The organism is Streptomyces adustus (assembly GCF_009377175.1).
Lineage (GTDB): Bacteria > Actinomycetota > Actinomycetes > Streptomycetales > Streptomycetaceae > Streptomyces > Streptomyces adustus.
The window spans coordinates 1-14,505 of record NZ_VJZD01000048.1; the positions used below are offsets into that span (position 1 = coordinate 1).

General features: G+C 72.0%; 14 protein-coding genes and 1 pseudogene. 3 read left to right on the top strand and 12 right to left on the bottom strand.

Annotated elements, in window-relative coordinates; all coding sequences use genetic code 11:
• The 7 genes and pseudogenes from FNH09_RS14590 to FNH09_RS14620 all read right to left on the bottom strand — a co-directional run.
• Positions 1-1,512 (bottom strand): annotated as a pseudogene (locus FNH09_RS14590) (nicotinate-nucleotide--dimethylbenzimidazole phosphoribosyltransferase); the annotation flags it as partial.
• Positions 1,513-1,953: 441 nt separating this feature from the next.
• Positions 1,954-3,174: a precorrin-6y C5,15-methyltransferase (decarboxylating) subunit CbiE gene (cbiE, locus tag FNH09_RS14595; RefSeq protein ID WP_152887902.1), complete on the bottom strand. Its 1,221-nt coding sequence runs from the start codon at positions 3,172-3,174 to the stop codon at positions 1,954-1,956.
• An 87-nt stretch (positions 3,175-3,261) separates the two neighbouring features.
• Entirely contained in the window at positions 3,262-3,909 is a 648-nt protein-coding gene (locus FNH09_RS14600) for a GNAT family N-acetyltransferase (RefSeq protein ID WP_152887904.1), read from the bottom strand.
• A 160-nt stretch (positions 3,910-4,069) separates the two neighbouring features.
• The gene (locus FNH09_RS14605; RefSeq protein WP_162468587.1) at positions 4,070-4,900 is read right to left on the bottom strand and encodes a MetQ/NlpA family ABC transporter substrate-binding protein; all 831 of its coding nucleotides are present in this window, start codon (positions 4,898-4,900) and stop codon (positions 4,070-4,072) included.
• A 98-nt stretch (positions 4,901-4,998) separates the two neighbouring features.
• The gene (locus tag FNH09_RS14610; RefSeq protein WP_162468588.1) at positions 4,999-5,724 is read right to left on the bottom strand and encodes a methionine ABC transporter permease MetI; all 726 of its coding nucleotides are present in this window, start codon (positions 5,722-5,724) and stop codon (positions 4,999-5,001) included.
• A complete protein-coding gene (locus tag FNH09_RS14615) occupies positions 5,721-6,764 on the bottom strand; it encodes an ATP-binding cassette domain-containing protein (protein WP_162468589.1) in 1,044 nt (347 codons plus the stop codon). The genes FNH09_RS14610 and FNH09_RS14615 overlap by 4 nt, the downstream gene beginning before the upstream one ends.
• Before the next feature lie 381 nt (positions 6,765-7,145).
• Positions 7,146-7,796, bottom strand: coding sequence for an HAD family hydrolase (locus tag FNH09_RS14620; RefSeq protein WP_152887909.1), 651 nt, complete (start codon positions 7,794-7,796; stop codon positions 7,146-7,148).
• Between the two features lie 124 nt (positions 7,797-7,920).
• Between FNH09_RS14620 and FNH09_RS14625 the strand changes: the two genes are divergently transcribed.
• Entirely contained in the window at positions 7,921-8,280 is a 360-nt protein-coding gene (locus FNH09_RS14625; RefSeq protein ID WP_152887910.1) for a hypothetical protein, read from the top strand.
• A 1-nt stretch (position 8,281) separates the two neighbouring features.
• Complete coding sequence (locus tag FNH09_RS14630) at positions 8,282-8,695, top strand: hypothetical protein (protein WP_152887911.1); 414 nt, start codon at positions 8,282-8,284, stop codon at positions 8,693-8,695.
• Positions 8,696-8,764: 69 nt separating this feature from the next.
• Here the strand turns inward: FNH09_RS14630 and FNH09_RS14635 are convergent, their stop codons facing one another.
• The 3 genes from FNH09_RS14635 to FNH09_RS14645 form a co-directional block, all read right to left on the bottom strand.
• Positions 8,765-9,265, bottom strand: a complete 501-nt coding sequence (locus FNH09_RS14635; RefSeq protein WP_152887969.1) for a GNAT family N-acetyltransferase — start codon at positions 9,263-9,265, stop codon at positions 8,765-8,767.
• A 45-nt stretch (positions 9,266-9,310) separates the two neighbouring features.
• A complete protein-coding gene (locus FNH09_RS14640; protein WP_152887912.1) occupies positions 9,311-9,817 on the bottom strand; it encodes an RNA polymerase sigma factor in 507 nt (168 codons plus the stop codon).
• A 66-nt stretch (positions 9,818-9,883) separates the two neighbouring features.
• On the bottom strand, positions 9,884-11,086 hold the full coding sequence (locus tag FNH09_RS14645) for a glycerophosphodiester phosphodiesterase (RefSeq protein WP_152887914.1): 1,203 nt from the start codon (positions 11,084-11,086) through the stop codon (positions 9,884-9,886).
• A gap of 416 nt (positions 11,087-11,502) precedes the next feature.
• Here FNH09_RS14645 and FNH09_RS14650 point away from each other — a divergent pair, with 416 nt between their 5' ends.
• A complete protein-coding gene (locus FNH09_RS14650; protein ID WP_152887916.1) occupies positions 11,503-12,174 on the top strand; it encodes a lysophospholipid acyltransferase family protein in 672 nt (223 codons plus the stop codon).
• Between the two features lie 156 nt (positions 12,175-12,330).
• Here FNH09_RS14650 and FNH09_RS14655 read toward each other — a convergent pair whose 3' ends face one another.
• Positions 12,331-13,842, bottom strand: coding sequence for an MFS transporter (locus tag FNH09_RS14655; protein ID WP_152887918.1), 1,512 nt, complete (start codon positions 13,840-13,842; stop codon positions 12,331-12,333).
• Positions 13,839-14,435, bottom strand: coding sequence for a TetR/AcrR family transcriptional regulator (locus FNH09_RS14660; RefSeq protein ID WP_238426678.1), 597 nt, complete (start codon positions 14,433-14,435; stop codon positions 13,839-13,841). The genes FNH09_RS14655 and FNH09_RS14660 overlap by 4 nt, the downstream gene beginning before the upstream one ends.
• Positions 14,436-14,505 lie beyond the last annotated feature (70 nt).

Genomic DNA, 14,505 nt, shown 5'->3' on the forward strand with positions numbered 1-14,505 from the left:
GGCGGCGACGGGCGCGGCGGGGTCCGGGACGGGCGCGACGACGGGCGCGTCCTCGGGGTCGGCCGACTGCGGGGCCTGCGGTGTCTCGGGCACGGCGGAGTCGGCGGCCGGTGCGCCCTGCGGCGCGGCCACGGCCTCGGTGCCGGGCTCGATCCCGGCGGTCTCCGGCGCCATGGCGTCGGCGGGCGCGGTCGGCTGCGCGGCGACCTGCTCCGGCACGACCTGCTGCGGTACGGACTCTTCCTGTACGGCCTGCTGCGGTACGGACTCTTCCGGTGCGGCCTGCTGCGGTACGACAGGCGCAGGTTCGGGAGTCTGCGGGGTCTCCTGCTGCGCGGTCGTCGCCTCGGCGGTCACCGCTTCCGCGACCTGCTCGGCGACGGGCGCGTCGGACTGCGCGGCGACCTGGCTCGCGTCCTCCGCGGTGGCGGCCGCTACGGGTCCCTCGGGCTCCGCCGACGCGGCGGCACCGGCGTCGGCCTGGCCGGGGTCCACGACGGACTCGGGGTCGGGGACCGGACCCTGCTCCGACACCTCGGCCGCGTCGGGGACCCGGCCCGCGTCCTCGACCGCCTCCATGCCCGGAACCTGACCCTCGTCACCGGCGGACCCGGCCTGCGGACCGTGCGTCGGCGAGGGCACCACTCCCGTGCCCGAACCGTGCTCCTCGGCCACGGGCTCCGCCGGCGTCGGCTCCGGGCCGGTCGCGGGCAGCGCTTCGGGCCCGGCGGCCGGGCCCGGCTGCGCGGCCACGGTGCCGGGGACCTCGGCCTGTGCCGTGACGACGCCCGCCTCGGTGGCGATCCGGGCCATCACGGCCTCGGCCGCGCCGACCGGCTCGGACTGCTGTGCCACGACCGGCTGTGCCACGACCGGCTGTTGCGCAGGGGCCGCCACCGGCTGCCCCACCTGTGCCACGACCGGGGGTTCGACGAGGGCGGCGACCGGGTGCTCCACGACCGGGGCAGCCGTCGCGGCGGGGGTCGCGACCATGCCCACCGGAGGCTGGACCGTGCCCTGGGCGATCCAGGGGCCACTGCCCGGCACCGGCATCTCGCGCACCGGCGGCACGTCGAGGTACTCGGGGCCGATCGTCGCGGGGCCCGGGTGCCGTACGGGCGCGCCCGCCGGGCCACGGTCGGCGAGGGAGCGGACCGGGCTGGCGGAGGCGTCCGGGATGGGCGGGCCGAGGTGCAGCGGCCTGCGGGGCTGGACCTGGACGGGCGGCGTCGGGTTGGGCAGACGGACACCGCCGAGGTCGACCGAACCGGTGTCCCGGCCGGACAGTTCGTGCGGACCCGGCTCGTGGAGGGTCTCGACGACCGGCTCCGGCGCCGGCGGAGCCACTTCGTTGCCCCAGGCGCTCTGGGCGCCCGGCAGCAGCAGGTCTTCGTCCTCGGCGGTGGTCTCGGAGAGGTAGGCGTACCCGCCCGGCGCGGAGACGCCAGGCTGCTCCACCATGCCTGAGTTCTCCGGCAGCCCCTCGCCCGGGATCTGGCCGGTGTCGGTCATGCGTACCCCTCGCCCATCGGTTAGTGCCTCTACGACCAGCTCACCGGGAACGGCGCACCGACCGCCCCCGTAGTGAAGAACGAGCGTGCGTGCCCAGCGGCACGAACGAGCCGACCGCAAAAAGCGACAAAGCCATTAGGTGGCATTGTCCCGGCCGTTCCGCCATCGCGACAGGTTGATCCGCGACAGCCCGCTGTGGACTGCGCCACGTTGCGCGTCCTCCGGTTTTTGCCGTACCACACCCACCCCAAAACGGATGGGTTTTTCCGGACATTGACGAACGAATGTACGGGTCCCCCGGTGCGGTACAACGATCGGCCAGCCTACCGCGCGCGGTACGACAACAGGATCACGGGTCACGATCGGGCAGGTCCGCCCACGACCCGCATCCGGCACGATCGCGTCGCGCGCTCACCGCGTCCGCGGCGCGGTCACCGGCTCTCAGCGGGGCGCTTCGCGCTGCGGCAGTTCGCCGGTGAGCAGGAACGCCACGCTCCGCTCCCGCTCCGTCCAGACCCGGGTGTCGAGGTCGACCGACTGGAGGAGGGCGCACTCGACCCGGTAGCCGTGTTCGGTCAGGTCCCGGCCGATGACCTCGGCGGCGTCGCGGTTCGCCGCGTGCGTGACGATCCGCTGCGGGCGGCGGTCGGCGACCGCGGTGACGACGGCGACTCCCCCGAACCCGACGCGGACCACGTCGGGTTCGGGCAGGCGCTCCAGGACGTGCGGCGCAGTGCCGTGGACGATCTGGAGCTGCACCCCGTGGCGGCGGGCGGCGGCGTCGGTGCGGGCGCAGGCCCGCAGGTCGTGGTCGACGGCGAGGACGGCGGCCCCGGCCCGCGCGGCCTCGACGGCGAAGGCGCCGCTGCCGCAGCCGATGTCCCACACGAGGTCGCCGACCCGGGGGCCGAGCCGGGCGAGCTGGGCGGCCCGCAGCAGCTGGGTCTCGCCCTCGCCGAGCGGTCCGTCGTAGGCCTCGGCGGGCAGGGTCCAGCCGCGCGGTCCGGCGGCCGGGTCACGGCCGGCGATCCAGCCGCCGCCGTCGCCGCCCCGGCCGACGGGTCCGCCGATGACGATGACGACGTTCGGGTCGCGCCAGGTGTGGTCGGCGGCCTTGTCGGAGGTGACGACGACGACCCGCTCGCGCTCGGTGCCGAGCTCCTCGCAGATCACGAAGGTGCGGTGGACGCCCTCCAGCAGCAGCCCGAGTTCCGCGGGACCGGCGCCTGGCGAGGTGAGGACCGCGACCTTGGCGTGCGCCCGGCACACGTTCACCGCGCGGCGCAGGGTGCGGCGGTGGGCGACGACCACCTGGGCGTCGTCCCAGGGCATCCCGGCCCGGGCGAACGCGGCGGCCACGGAGGAGACGGCGGGGACGACCTCGACCTCCAGCCCGAATTCGGGTGCGCGCAGATTCCGTACGACGCCGAAGAAACCGGGGTCGCCGTCGGCGAGCACCACCGCCGTGCCGCGATGGCCGGCGATCCGGCGGGCGGCGAGGTCGACGCTGCCCAGCCGGATGCGTTCGGCGCCGGGCGGGATCTCGGGCAGTGCCAGGTGGTGCGCGGCGCCGGCGACCAGCGTGGCGGCGCCGAGGGCCGCGCGTGCCGCGGCGGTCGGCGGCGAGCCGTCCCAGCCGATCACCGTGACCCGGTCGGCCATCGTCGTCAGTCTCCAGGGGTCTCGCGCAGGTGGTCGGGGGCGGCCCGAAGGGCCTTTCGTGAGACTACCCGGTGGCGGGGCGCCGGTTCAGTTCCAGTCGGTGTAGGCGCTGTACGACGTGAAGCTGCCGCTGTCGGACAGTTGCTCGCCCGCGCCCTCCAGGTCCTCCGGCAGCAGGCTCCAGACGATGAAGTCGGTGCGCGTGTCGGCCCAGGTGCCGTCCTCGGCCCGGATGCGCGCTATGCAGGCGTTGCGCAGGACGCCCTCGCTGATACAGCCGATCTTCTGGGCGACCTGCTGCGAGGCCGTGTTGTCGGCGGCCGTGCGCAGTTCGATGCGCTCGAACTTCTGGTCCGTGAACAGCCACTGGGCGGTGCCGAGCGCCGCCTCGGAGGCGTAGCCCTCGCCGCGCGCCCACGAGGCGACGATGTACGACAGTTCGGTGGAGCGGACGCGCCAGTTGGTCTTGCCGAGCTGGATGACGCCGACCAGCCGCTGGGTGAGGAACTCGGTGACGGCGAGGTCCAGTCCGCGTCCCGCGGTGCGTTCGGCGGGGGCGTGACCGGTGATCCACCTGCGGGCGTCGTCCTGGGTGAACGGCTGGGGCACGCTCGTCCAGGCCGCGACCTGTTCGTCGTTCATCATCTCGGCCATGGCGGCGATGTCGTCCTCGTCGAGGGGACGCAGCACCAACCGCTCCGTGCTGATGGAGATGTTGGGGAAGGTGCTCGTCATGCGCCGCTCCATAACCTTCGAGTCGTCAGGTGCTGCTGAACTGCCCAGCATGCAGCATGAAAGCAGTGAACCGCACCACCGGGTCGACTCCCTTGCGGGAGCCGGTCCGGTGGTGCGGCGAGCCGCTCGCGCGGCGGGCTGATCGGCGGGCCGTCAGAACCTAGAAGGAGGCGATGACCGAGCCGTTGTACTTGTCCTCGATGAACTTCTTGACCTCGGCGGAGTTCAGGAGCTTGGCGAGCTTCTGGACGCGCGGGTCCTTCTCGTCGCCCTTCTTGACGGCGAGGACGTTGACGTACTGGTTGCCCTTCGCGGACTCCAGGACGAGGGCTTCCTTGGCGGGCTTGAGACCGGCCGAGAGCGCGTAGTTGCCGTTGACGACCGCGGCGTCGACGTCGTCCAGGGAGCGCGCCGTCTGGGCGGCCTCGACCTCCTTGAACGTCAGGCCCTTGGGGTTCTTGTCGATGCTCTGCGGGGTCTCCTGGCCCTTGCCGCCGTCCTTGAAGGTGATCAGCCCGTTGGCGGCGAGGAGCTTGAGGGCGCGGGACTCGTTGTCGGCGTCGTTCGGGACGGCGACGGTCGCGCCGTTCTTGAGGGCGTCGACGCTCTTCACCTTGTGGGAGTAGAGGCCGAGCGGCTCCAGGTGGACGTCGGCGACGGACACGAGGTGGGTGCCGCGCTTGGCGTTGAAGTCGGCGAGGTAGGGCTTGCTCTGGAAGTAGTTGGCGTCCACCGAGCCGTCCTCGGTCGCCGTGTTCGGCGTGACGTAGTCGGTGACCTCCTTGACCTGGAGGTCGAGGCCGGCCTTCTTCGCCAGGTTGTCCTTGATGTAGTCGAGGATCTCGGCGTGCGGGGTGGGGGTCGCGGCGACGACCAGCGGCCCGCTGTAGTCGGAGGCGCCGGAGTCCTTGCCGGAGCCGCAGGCGCTGAGCCCGAGGGTGAGGGCTCCGGTGGCGAGGACGGCGGAGGTGATCTTGGTGGCGTTACGCACGAAAAGTGCCTTTCCTTAAGGGTGGAGCAACCCCGCGGTGGGTGCTGCGGGGAGATCTGGGGGAAGTCGATGGGGACCTGGGACGGGTTCCGGTCGGGTCAGCCCGTCTCGCCCGGCGCGGCGGCGGGCTTGAGCAGCCGCAGCCTCGGGGCGGGGCCGGAGCGGCCGCCGCGGCTGTGCAGCGAGCGGGCCGCGTAGTCGCCGGCGAACTGGATGGCCGAGATGACCACCGCGAGGATGGCGACGATGATCCACATCATCTCGGACTCGAAGCGCAGGTAGCCGTAGCGGATGGCGAGGTCGCCCAGTCCGCCGGCGCCGACGGTGCCGGCCATCGCGGAGTAGCCGATGAGGGCCACGACCGTGGTGGTCGCCGAGGAGATCAGCGAGGGCAGCGACTCGGGTACGAGCACCTTGCGCACGATCGTCCAGGTGTTGCCGCCCATCGACTGCACGGCCTCGACGAGCCCGCCGTCCACCTCGCGGACGGCCGTCTCGACCAGGCGGGCGAAGAACGGGATGGCGCCGATGGCGAGCGGCACGATGGCGGCCTCGCGCCCGAGGGTGGTGCCGGTGATCCAGCGGGTGAAGCTCATCAGCGCGACCATCAGGATGATGAACGGCATCGAGCGGACGACGTTCACGACCTGCCCGATGACCTTGTTCGCGACGACGTTCTGGAGCAGGCCCTCGCGGTCCGTCAGCACCAGCAGGAGCCCGAGCGGCAGGCCGCCGACGATCGCGATGAGGGTGGACCAGCCGACCATGTAGAGCGTGTTCCAACACTCCTGGGACAGCAGGGGCTGCATCTCGGACCAGGTCACTTGGCATCTTCCTTCAGCAGCGCGGGCGCCTGGGCCCGGTTGTCGACCACGTCGATCTGGAGGCCCTGTTCGCGCAGGAAGCCGATGGGCACGACGTTGTCCTCGAAGCGGCCGGGCAGTTCGATGCGCATCCGGCCGACCTGGAGGCCGCCGACGGTGTCGATCGCGGCACCGAGGATGGACACGTCGACGTTGTAGGTGCGCGCGAGCTGGGAGATGACCGGCTGGGTGGCGCTCTCGCCGTGGAAGGTGACGTCGACGACCGTGCGGTCGGCGCCGGCGGCCTCGCCCGTGACCGGGAAGAGGGCCGTGGCCAGTTCGGAGCCCGGCGTGGCGAGCAGGTCGGTGACCGTGCCCGACTCGACGATCCGGCCGTTCTCCATGAGGGCGGCCGAGTCGCAGACCGACTTCACGACGTCCATCTCGTGGGTGATGAGCAGGACCGTGAGCCCCAGCTGCCGGTTGAGGTCGCGCAGCAGCTGGAGGATCGAGCGGGTGGTCTCCGGGTCGAGGGCGCTGGTGGCCTCGTCGGAGAGCAGCACCTTCGGGTCGCCGGCCAGGGCGCGGGCGATGCCGACGCGCTGCTTCTGGCCGCCGGAGAGCTGCGCCGGGTAGGCCCCCGCCTTGTCGGCGAGACCGACGAGGTCGAGCAGCTCCAGCGCCTTGCGGGAACGTTCCTTCCCGGACTTCCCGAGGATTTCGAGCGGCAGCTCGACGTTGTCCTGGACGGTCCGCGAGGACAGCAGGTTGAAGTGCTGGAAGACCATGCCGATCCGGCTGCGCGCCCGGCGCAGTTCCTTGCTCGCGCGCGGTCCGCGTCCGGCGAGGGCCGTGAGGTCCTGCCCGGCGACGGTGACCGTGCCGGCGGTGGGGCGTTCCAGCAGGTTGACGCAGCGGATGAGCGAGGACTTGCCGGCGCCGGACTGGCCGATGACGCCGTACACCTCGCCTTCGCGGACGTGCAGATCGACGCCGTCGAGGGCGGTGACCTCACGGCCGCGGGAGCGGTAGACCTTGGTCAGGCCCGAGGTGGTGATCACTGGGGTTTCCGTCACTGTCGAGTGCGCGGGCATGGAAATGCCCGGGGCACGGGTGCGTTCGTTCAGGGACGCGGCAGGTTCTCGCGGTGGCAGCGGTGGAACCGGGGAGAACATGTGCGCGGGGGCGGCGTCGGTCACCGGCGACAGAAGTCGCGCGGATACGCCACGGCGTCTCGCTTCGGGGCGCGAGGCTCAGGTGGTGCGGGGGCCCTCTAGAAGGCGCACATTCGACACATACAACGAGCACCGGGCGTCATGGTCGCCTCGGTCGCAAGGATGCGGCTGCTCGTCGTGGTCATGCGGTCAGTTAACCAGACATACGGTCCTGACAGGACAGAGGTGTCCGACATGCGGACACCTCTGTCCAGCGACGGGCTCGCGTCAGCGGCGGACGGAGATCTCCACGCCGCCCTCGGTGACCAGTGCCGACAAGGCCGAGAGGTCCTTCACGACGAGGTCCGCGTCGAGTTCGTGGGCCTGGTGGGTTGTGGCCAAGGCCACGGTGGTCATCCCGGCGGCGCGGCCGGAGGCCAGCCCCGCGGGGGCGTCCTCGAAGACGACGCAGTCGGCCGGGTCGACGCCCAGGCGGCGGGCCGCGAGCAGATACGGCTCGGGGTCGGGCTTGCCGCGCGTGACGTCGTCCGCGGCGACGAGCGTCTTGGGTCGGATGCCGACGGCGTCGAGCCGGGCCTCGGCCAGGCGCAGCGTGGCGGAGGTCACGACGGCCCACCGGTCGGCGGGCAGCGAGTCGAGGAAGTCACGGGTGCCGGGCAGCAGTTCCACGCCCCCGTTCGGTACGTCCTCGACCTCCAGGAGTTCGATCCGCGCGACGGCCTCCGGCACGACGGCGGCGGGCAGCAGGTCGGCGGCTATCTCCACGGCGGTCCGCCCGTGCAGGGCGATCGACGCGAAGGCCTCGGCGTCGATCCCGTACTCCTCGACCCACCTGGTCCAGCAGCGCCGTACGGAGGCGAGGGTGGAGACGAGGGTGCCGTCGTTGTCGAACAGGAGGGCTTTGGCGTGGATCGTCATGCCCCAGACCCTACGATGCCCCCGAAACCCGCCCGACCCGGCCGAACCCGACAGGACCCGGGCGGACCAGGTCACGGCCGGGCCCGCGCGCGGCGGTCCATTTGCGCCGTAATAGGGTCTCCGCATGCTTGATGCCCTGACGCTGGCGACCGGTGTCGCCGCGCTGCTGCTCGCCGCCTGGTGCGGCTGGGCGGCCTACCGTGACCAGCCGACCAAGGACTGGCACTTCATCGGGATGGCCGTGGTCTCGCTGCTGGCGCTGGTCCAGCTGGTGGTGGGCATCGTGCAGCTGGCTCGGGGCGAGAAGGCCGAGCAGGGTACGACGATCTTCGTGGCGTATCTGCTGGGCGCGTTCGCCTGCATCCCGGCCGCGGGGTTCATGTCGCTGGCCGAGCGCACCCGGTGGGGTTCGGTGACGGTCGCGGCCGGCGGTGTCGTCCTCGCCGTCCTGGAGGTGCGGCTCTATGACATCTGGGGAGGCTGAGATGACCGCGGTGAACGACAAGCCCGCGCGGCTCATCGGCGGGCCGGGCATTCTGCTGGTCTGGCTGTACGGCGTGATGGTCGTCGGCGCGGTGTCGCGGTCCGTCTACCAGATCGCCACCGAGTTCGACCGGGCGCCGCTGGCGTACTCGCTGTCGGCGGTGGCGGGCGTGGTGTACGGATTCATCACGTACTCGCTGGTGCGCGGCGGGGAGAAGGCCCGCAGGGCCGCGCTGGCCTGCTGCGCCGCCGAGCTCGCGGGTGTCCTGATCGTCGGGACCTGGACCCTGGTCGACCCCTCCGCGTTCCCGGACGCGACGGTGTGGTCGAAGTACGGCATGGGGTACGTCTTCATCCCCGTGCTGCTGCCGCTGTCGGCCCTGTACTGGCTCCGCAAGGCGCAGCAGCGGAACTGAGCGCCCGTCCGGGGTCCGGTGCGCCGCACCGGACCCGGCGAGCGCCGGACGAGGATCGCGGCCGAGCGGCTAGGCCGTCGTCGCGTACGTCCCGGCCGGCTTCTCCAGGATGATCATCGGTACGCCGTCGTCGCCGCCCTTGGACGTGCCCACCGTCTCGTAGCCGACCCGGCGGTACAGGCGCAGATTGCTCTCGCTGCGGTGGCCGGTGAACAGGCGGAACGTCTTGGCGCCGCGCTCCTCGGCGAGGGCCGACTCGGCCGCGCGCAGCAGCCGGGCGCCGATGCCGTGGCCCTGGAGGCGGGGGTGGACACAGAGCTTGCCGATGGCGGCCGCGCCGTCCTCGGCGATCCGGCCGCGCACCGAACCGACGACCTCGTCGCCCAGCCGTGCCACGTAGACGCAGTCGGAGGCGACCTCGGCGCGGACCGAGTCGAGGGTCTGGACGAGCGGGTCGATGCGGTAGTTGCCGTACAGCGCCGCCTCGCTCTGGAAGCACAGGTACTGCAACCTGAAGATCTGCTCCACGTCCTGCTCGGTCGCCACCGAGATGGTCACGCTCATGCCCATGTGCGCACGCCTCCCGCTCACCTGATCACCGGTTGTTCCTCACTCCTATCCCCGCACTCCGCGAGCCGCAACCTCCGGCGCAAGCAAACGCCGAAGACAACCAAGACATTTGGCACGTTCCGGCCCCAGACTCCCCTGTGAGATACCCAACTCCCCCGCGATCTCCCGGTAGGTCGGGTCCTGCGGCGAGAGCAGTGCCTCCAGCAGGCGGGGGCAGCGGCCGGGCAGTCGGCGTACCGCGTCGCGCAGGGCGCGGCGGCGGGCGGCGCCGAGGGCGAGCTGTTCGGGGCCGCGGCCGGGATCGGCGACGGGCTCGGTGTCGTACGGCCGTTCACGGCGGGTCCGGCGGCGCGAGCGGCGCGCCTCGGCGCGGACGGTCCTGCGCAGCCAGGCGGGCGGGTCGTGCGGCGGTGCGCCGGCCGCGAGGCGTTCCAGGAGGCGCAGCCAGACCTCCTGTTCCAGGTCCCCGGCCTCGCTCCCCGAGCCCTGCGCCTCGGCCAGGGCCTCGGCGGCGAGCAACGGGCGCAGGGCGGTGAGCATCTCGTGCGTCATGTACGGCACGACGCGGCCGCCCGGACGCGGGTTCGCCGGGCGGCCGTGTGTCACTCCAAAGGGGAATCAGCCGTTGACGAAGTCCGCGCGGGCCAGCACCGCGGTGTCGGCGTTGTCGGTGAAGACGCCGTCGATACCGGTCGCGAAGTACGCCTTGAAGGCGCCGAAGGCGTCCCCGTAGGCGTCGGCGTCGGTGCCCTTGCGGAAGCTCGTGGGCAGGAAGGGGTTCTCGTTGCGCATGGTGTAGGGGTGCAGCACCAGGCCCACCGCGTGGGCGTCCTTGACCAGGGTGGTCGGGGTGGTGAGGTTGCCGCTCGCGTCCTTCGGGACGACCAGGTCGAGGGTGGGGCCGATGCCCTGGGCGTAGCCGGCGATCTCCCTGAGGCCCGCGGGCGTGACGAGGTCGGCGACCGTGCGCGGGTCGCCCGTCTCGACGAAGTCCCAGGGGCGGCTCGCGGCCGAGGAGAGCAGCACGACGAGGGGGTTGTCCACGAGCGTGTTCAGTCGCTGGATGCTGGTCGGCTCGAAGGACTGGAGGATGACCGGCGAGTTCCACTTGTCCTTGCCGTGCTTGCGCAGCAGCTTGGCGACCCGCTCCTCCAGGCCCAGGCCCAGCTTGCGGAAGTAGGTGGGGTGCTTGGTCTCCGGGTAGATCCAGACCTGCTTGCCCCGCTTGCGGGTCTGCTCGTCCTGCCAGCGCAGCACCTCCTCGAACGTGGGGATCTCCCAGCGGCCGTCGTAGAGGGTGTTGTGCGGGCGGTTGGCCGGGATCCGCTCGATCGCGCGCAGGGTCTTCAGCTCGGCGAGCGTGAAGTCCTCGGTGAACCAGCCGGTGGTGGAGACGCCGTCGAGGACCTTGGTGGTCCTGCGGGCGGCGAACTCCGGGTGGTCGGCGACGTCCGTGGTGCCGCCGATCTCCGGCTCGTGGCGGCAGACGAGGTGGCCGTCCCGGGTGACCACCAGGTCACCGGCCTCGACGACGTCGGCGCCGAGGTCGAGGGCCAGCTGGTACGAGCCGAAGGTGTGCTCGGGCCGGTAGCCGCTGGCCCCCCGGTGGCCGATGACCGTGGGCTTCGGCAGGCTCTTCAGGCCTCCCGAGTGCCGGGCGTCGGCTCCTCCCGTGTGCCGGGCGTCGGCTCTCGCCGACCCGGCGAGGCCGAGGACCGCCCCGCTCGCGCCGAGGACCGCGGCGCCGAGCAGCGCCCGGCGTCCGGTGCCTGCCGGTTCCTCGTTCGACCCCCGCGACTGCTGTGACCCGTGCGTGCTCATGAGCACCCTCCTGCCGTCGGCTCGTACGTGCGGGCCGATGGTAGGGGCGTGGACATGGCGGAAGAGAGGCCTCGGAGGGAACGCACGGATGACTCCGGATGGCGCCTCGACGGCGGGTGGTGACGGTTCGTCGGCATGGCCGCGGGCGGCCGGGGTACCCGGACGGCACCCGCTCGGAGCAGTCGGCCGGCGGGCGGCGTGTGTCGTCCGTCACTCGGTCCCATGTCGTGACATCCGCGTTGCGCGCAGGTCCCGAAGCTGCACCGCAGGTAAACATGCGTCAACAATGCGTAAGACTCCGGTGAACCCGATGTGCGCCACCCGGGGACCCGCGAGTATCGTCCTCACCTGCACAGACACATCGCACACAGACTCGTCGCACTTCGCTCGGCCGTCTTTCGACTCCGGAGGGTCCGTTGTCCCGCTTCACGCTCATCAAGGCAGTGCTCGGACCGGTCATGCGCCTGATGTTCCGCCCCCAGGTGGAGGGCGTGGAGCATATTCCGGGCGACGGCCCGGTCATCCTCGCCGGCAACCACGTCACGTTCATCGACTCGATGATCCTGCCGCTCGTCTGCGACCGTCAGGTCTGCTTCATCGGCAAGGACGAGTACGTCACCGGCAAGGGCGTCAAGGGACGGCTGATGGCGTGGTTCTTCACCGGCGTCGGCATGATCCCGGTCGACCGGGACGGCGGCAAGGGCGGGGTCGCGGCGCTGATGACGGGCCGCCGGATCCTGGAGGAGGGCCGGGTCTTCGGCATCTACCCCGAGGGCACCCGCTCCCCCGACGGCCGGCTGTACCGCGGCCGTACCGGTATCGCGCGGCTGACGCTGATGACCGGGGCGCCCGTGGTCCCGTTCGCCATGATCGGCACGGACAAGATCCAGCCGGGCGGCTCCGGGATGCCGCGGCCGAGCAAGGTCACGGTCCGCTTCGGTGAGGCGATGGAGTTCTCCCGGTACGAGGGCATGGACCGGGACCGCTATGTACTGCGGGCCGTCACCGACTCGGTGATGACCGAGGTCATGCGCCTGTCCGGTCAGGAGTACGTGGACATGTACGCAACCAAGGCGAAGGCCGCGTAGGCCTCCGGCGGTCGGAGCTCCGAGCCTCCCGCGGCCGTCCACCGTCGGCGCAAGCCTTCGGCGGACGGCCGCGGTTCGTGTGAGCCCTCGGCGGACGGCCGCGGTTGGTGTGCGGGCGCGGGTGCGCCGTGATGGCGCCGGCCGGCCCGGTCGGCGCTACAGCCGCTGGTCGCGCAGCAGGAACCAGGCCGCGACCGCCGTCGCGAGCAGGACCACGGCGCCCGCCCCCGCCGCCAGGCCGAGGCCGTCCACGAACGCCTCGCGGGCCGAGGCCAGCAGTTGCCGTGCGGTGTCCGGGGGCAGGTGTCCCGCCGCCTCGACCGCGCCGCCGAGCGACTCGTGCGCGGCGGCCGGGGTGCCCGCCGGGGCGCTGAAGCCGCGGTAGACGCCGGTCATGATGGAGCCGAGCACGGCGATGCCGAGGGCCGCGCCCAGTTCGTACGCCGTCTCGGAGACCGCCGACGCGGCACCCGCCTGCTCCTTGGGCACGCTGGAGAGGATCACGTCGGCGGTGACGGTGAAGGAGAACCCGGCGCCGACCCCGACGACCAGCAGGGCGGTGCCGAGGAAGAGGTAGTCCGTCGACCGGTCCAGCACGGTGAGCGCGGCGAGGGCGAGGCCCACGGCGGCGAGGCCGCTGGAGACCACGGCCCGTACCGAGAACCGCCGGGCCGCGTGGCCCGCCACCAGTCCGGCCGCCACCGCACCGACCGCGGCGGGCAGCTCGGCCAGGCCCGCCTCGAACGGGCCCCGGCCCTGCACGAGTTGCAGGTACTGGGAGAGGAAGAACACCAGGCCGGACAGGCCCAGCACGGTCAGCAGGTCGGCGAGGACGGCGCCGCTGAACCCGCGGCTGCGGAACAGCCGCATGTCCAGCAGCGGGGTCGGCAGGGTGAGCTGACGCCGGACGAACCAGTACAGGGCGGCCGCGCCCAGCACGCCCGCGGCCGCCGTCTCCCAGGTGAGTCCGTGGGTGGCGGCCTCCTTCACCGCGTAGACGACACCGATCATGCCGACCAGCGACAGCACCACGCTGACCAGGTCCCAGGGGCCGGGGCTGGGGTTGCGGGACTCCGGCAGCAGTCTGCTGCCGACGAGGACGAGGACGGCCATCACGGGCAGGTTGATCAGGAAGACCGAGCCCCACCAGAAGTGTTCGAGCAGGAAGCCGCCGACGATCGGGCCGACGGCCGTGCCCGCCGAGGCGACGGCGCCCCAGATGCCGATGGCGAGGCTGCGTTCGCGCGGGTCGTGGAAGAGGTTGCGGATCAGGGCGAGCGTGGCCGGCATCAGGGTGGCACCGGCGACCCCGAGCAGGGCCCGGGCCAGGATCATCGTCTCGGGCGTGGTCGCGTAGGCGTTGAGGACGGAGATCGCGCCGAACGCGGTGGCTCCGCAGAGCAGGATCCGCTTGCGGCCGATGCGGTCGCCGAGGCTGCCCATGGAGACGAGCAGACCGGCGATGACGAAGGAGTAGACGTCGCCGATCCACAGCAGCTGGGTGCCGGTGGGCTCCAGGTCCTCGCTGATGTAGGGGGTCGCGAGGCCGAGGACGGTCGCGTCGACGGCCACCAGCAGTACGGCGAGCACGAGGACGGACAGTGCGAGCCAGCGGCCCGGGCGGCGCGCCGCCTCCGTCGTCGCGACCTGCCGCAGGGTGCTGCTCATGATTCCTCTCTCCGTGGTTCGTCATGTCGTGGTTCGTCGCGTCGCGGTTCGTCGCGTCGCAGGGCGCCGCCGAGGAGCAGCTCGACGGTCATGCGGGTGAAGTCCTTGGCCGCGACCCTGCCTTCCGAGACCGCCCAGGCGGCGGAGGCCAGCAGCCCGTAGAGCGCCTCGGTCAGCCAGGCCGGGGTGAGGTCGATGCGGAACTCGCCGCTCTCCTGGCCGCGCCGGAACAGGGCCGCGATGCGGTCGTCGATCCGGGTCCAGCCGGTGTTCTGGCCGTCGCCCTCGAACAGCTGGTTCTCGGTGTAGAGGAAGGCGAGCAGACCTGCGGCGGGTTCGATCTCGCGCACCAGCCGGTGCACGGCGTCACGCGCCGGCCCCTCGTCCAGGCGGGCCGCGTCCAGCGCCGCCTCGCACTCGGCGATGCCGAGCGACTCCAGCGCCCGTACGAGCGCGTCGCGCCCGGCGAACTGGCGGTGCAGCGTGGCCCGGCTGATCCCGGCGGCCCTGGCGACCTCGTCCATGGTCGCGGTGGCTCTGCGGGTCAGCAGAGCGGCTGCGCTGCGCAGCACGTGGTCACGATCGACAGCCATGAGACAAGAGTAGACCATGTGAGACATCTTTGTCTCATCAAAGGCATGCGTGACTCACGCGTTGCGGTCC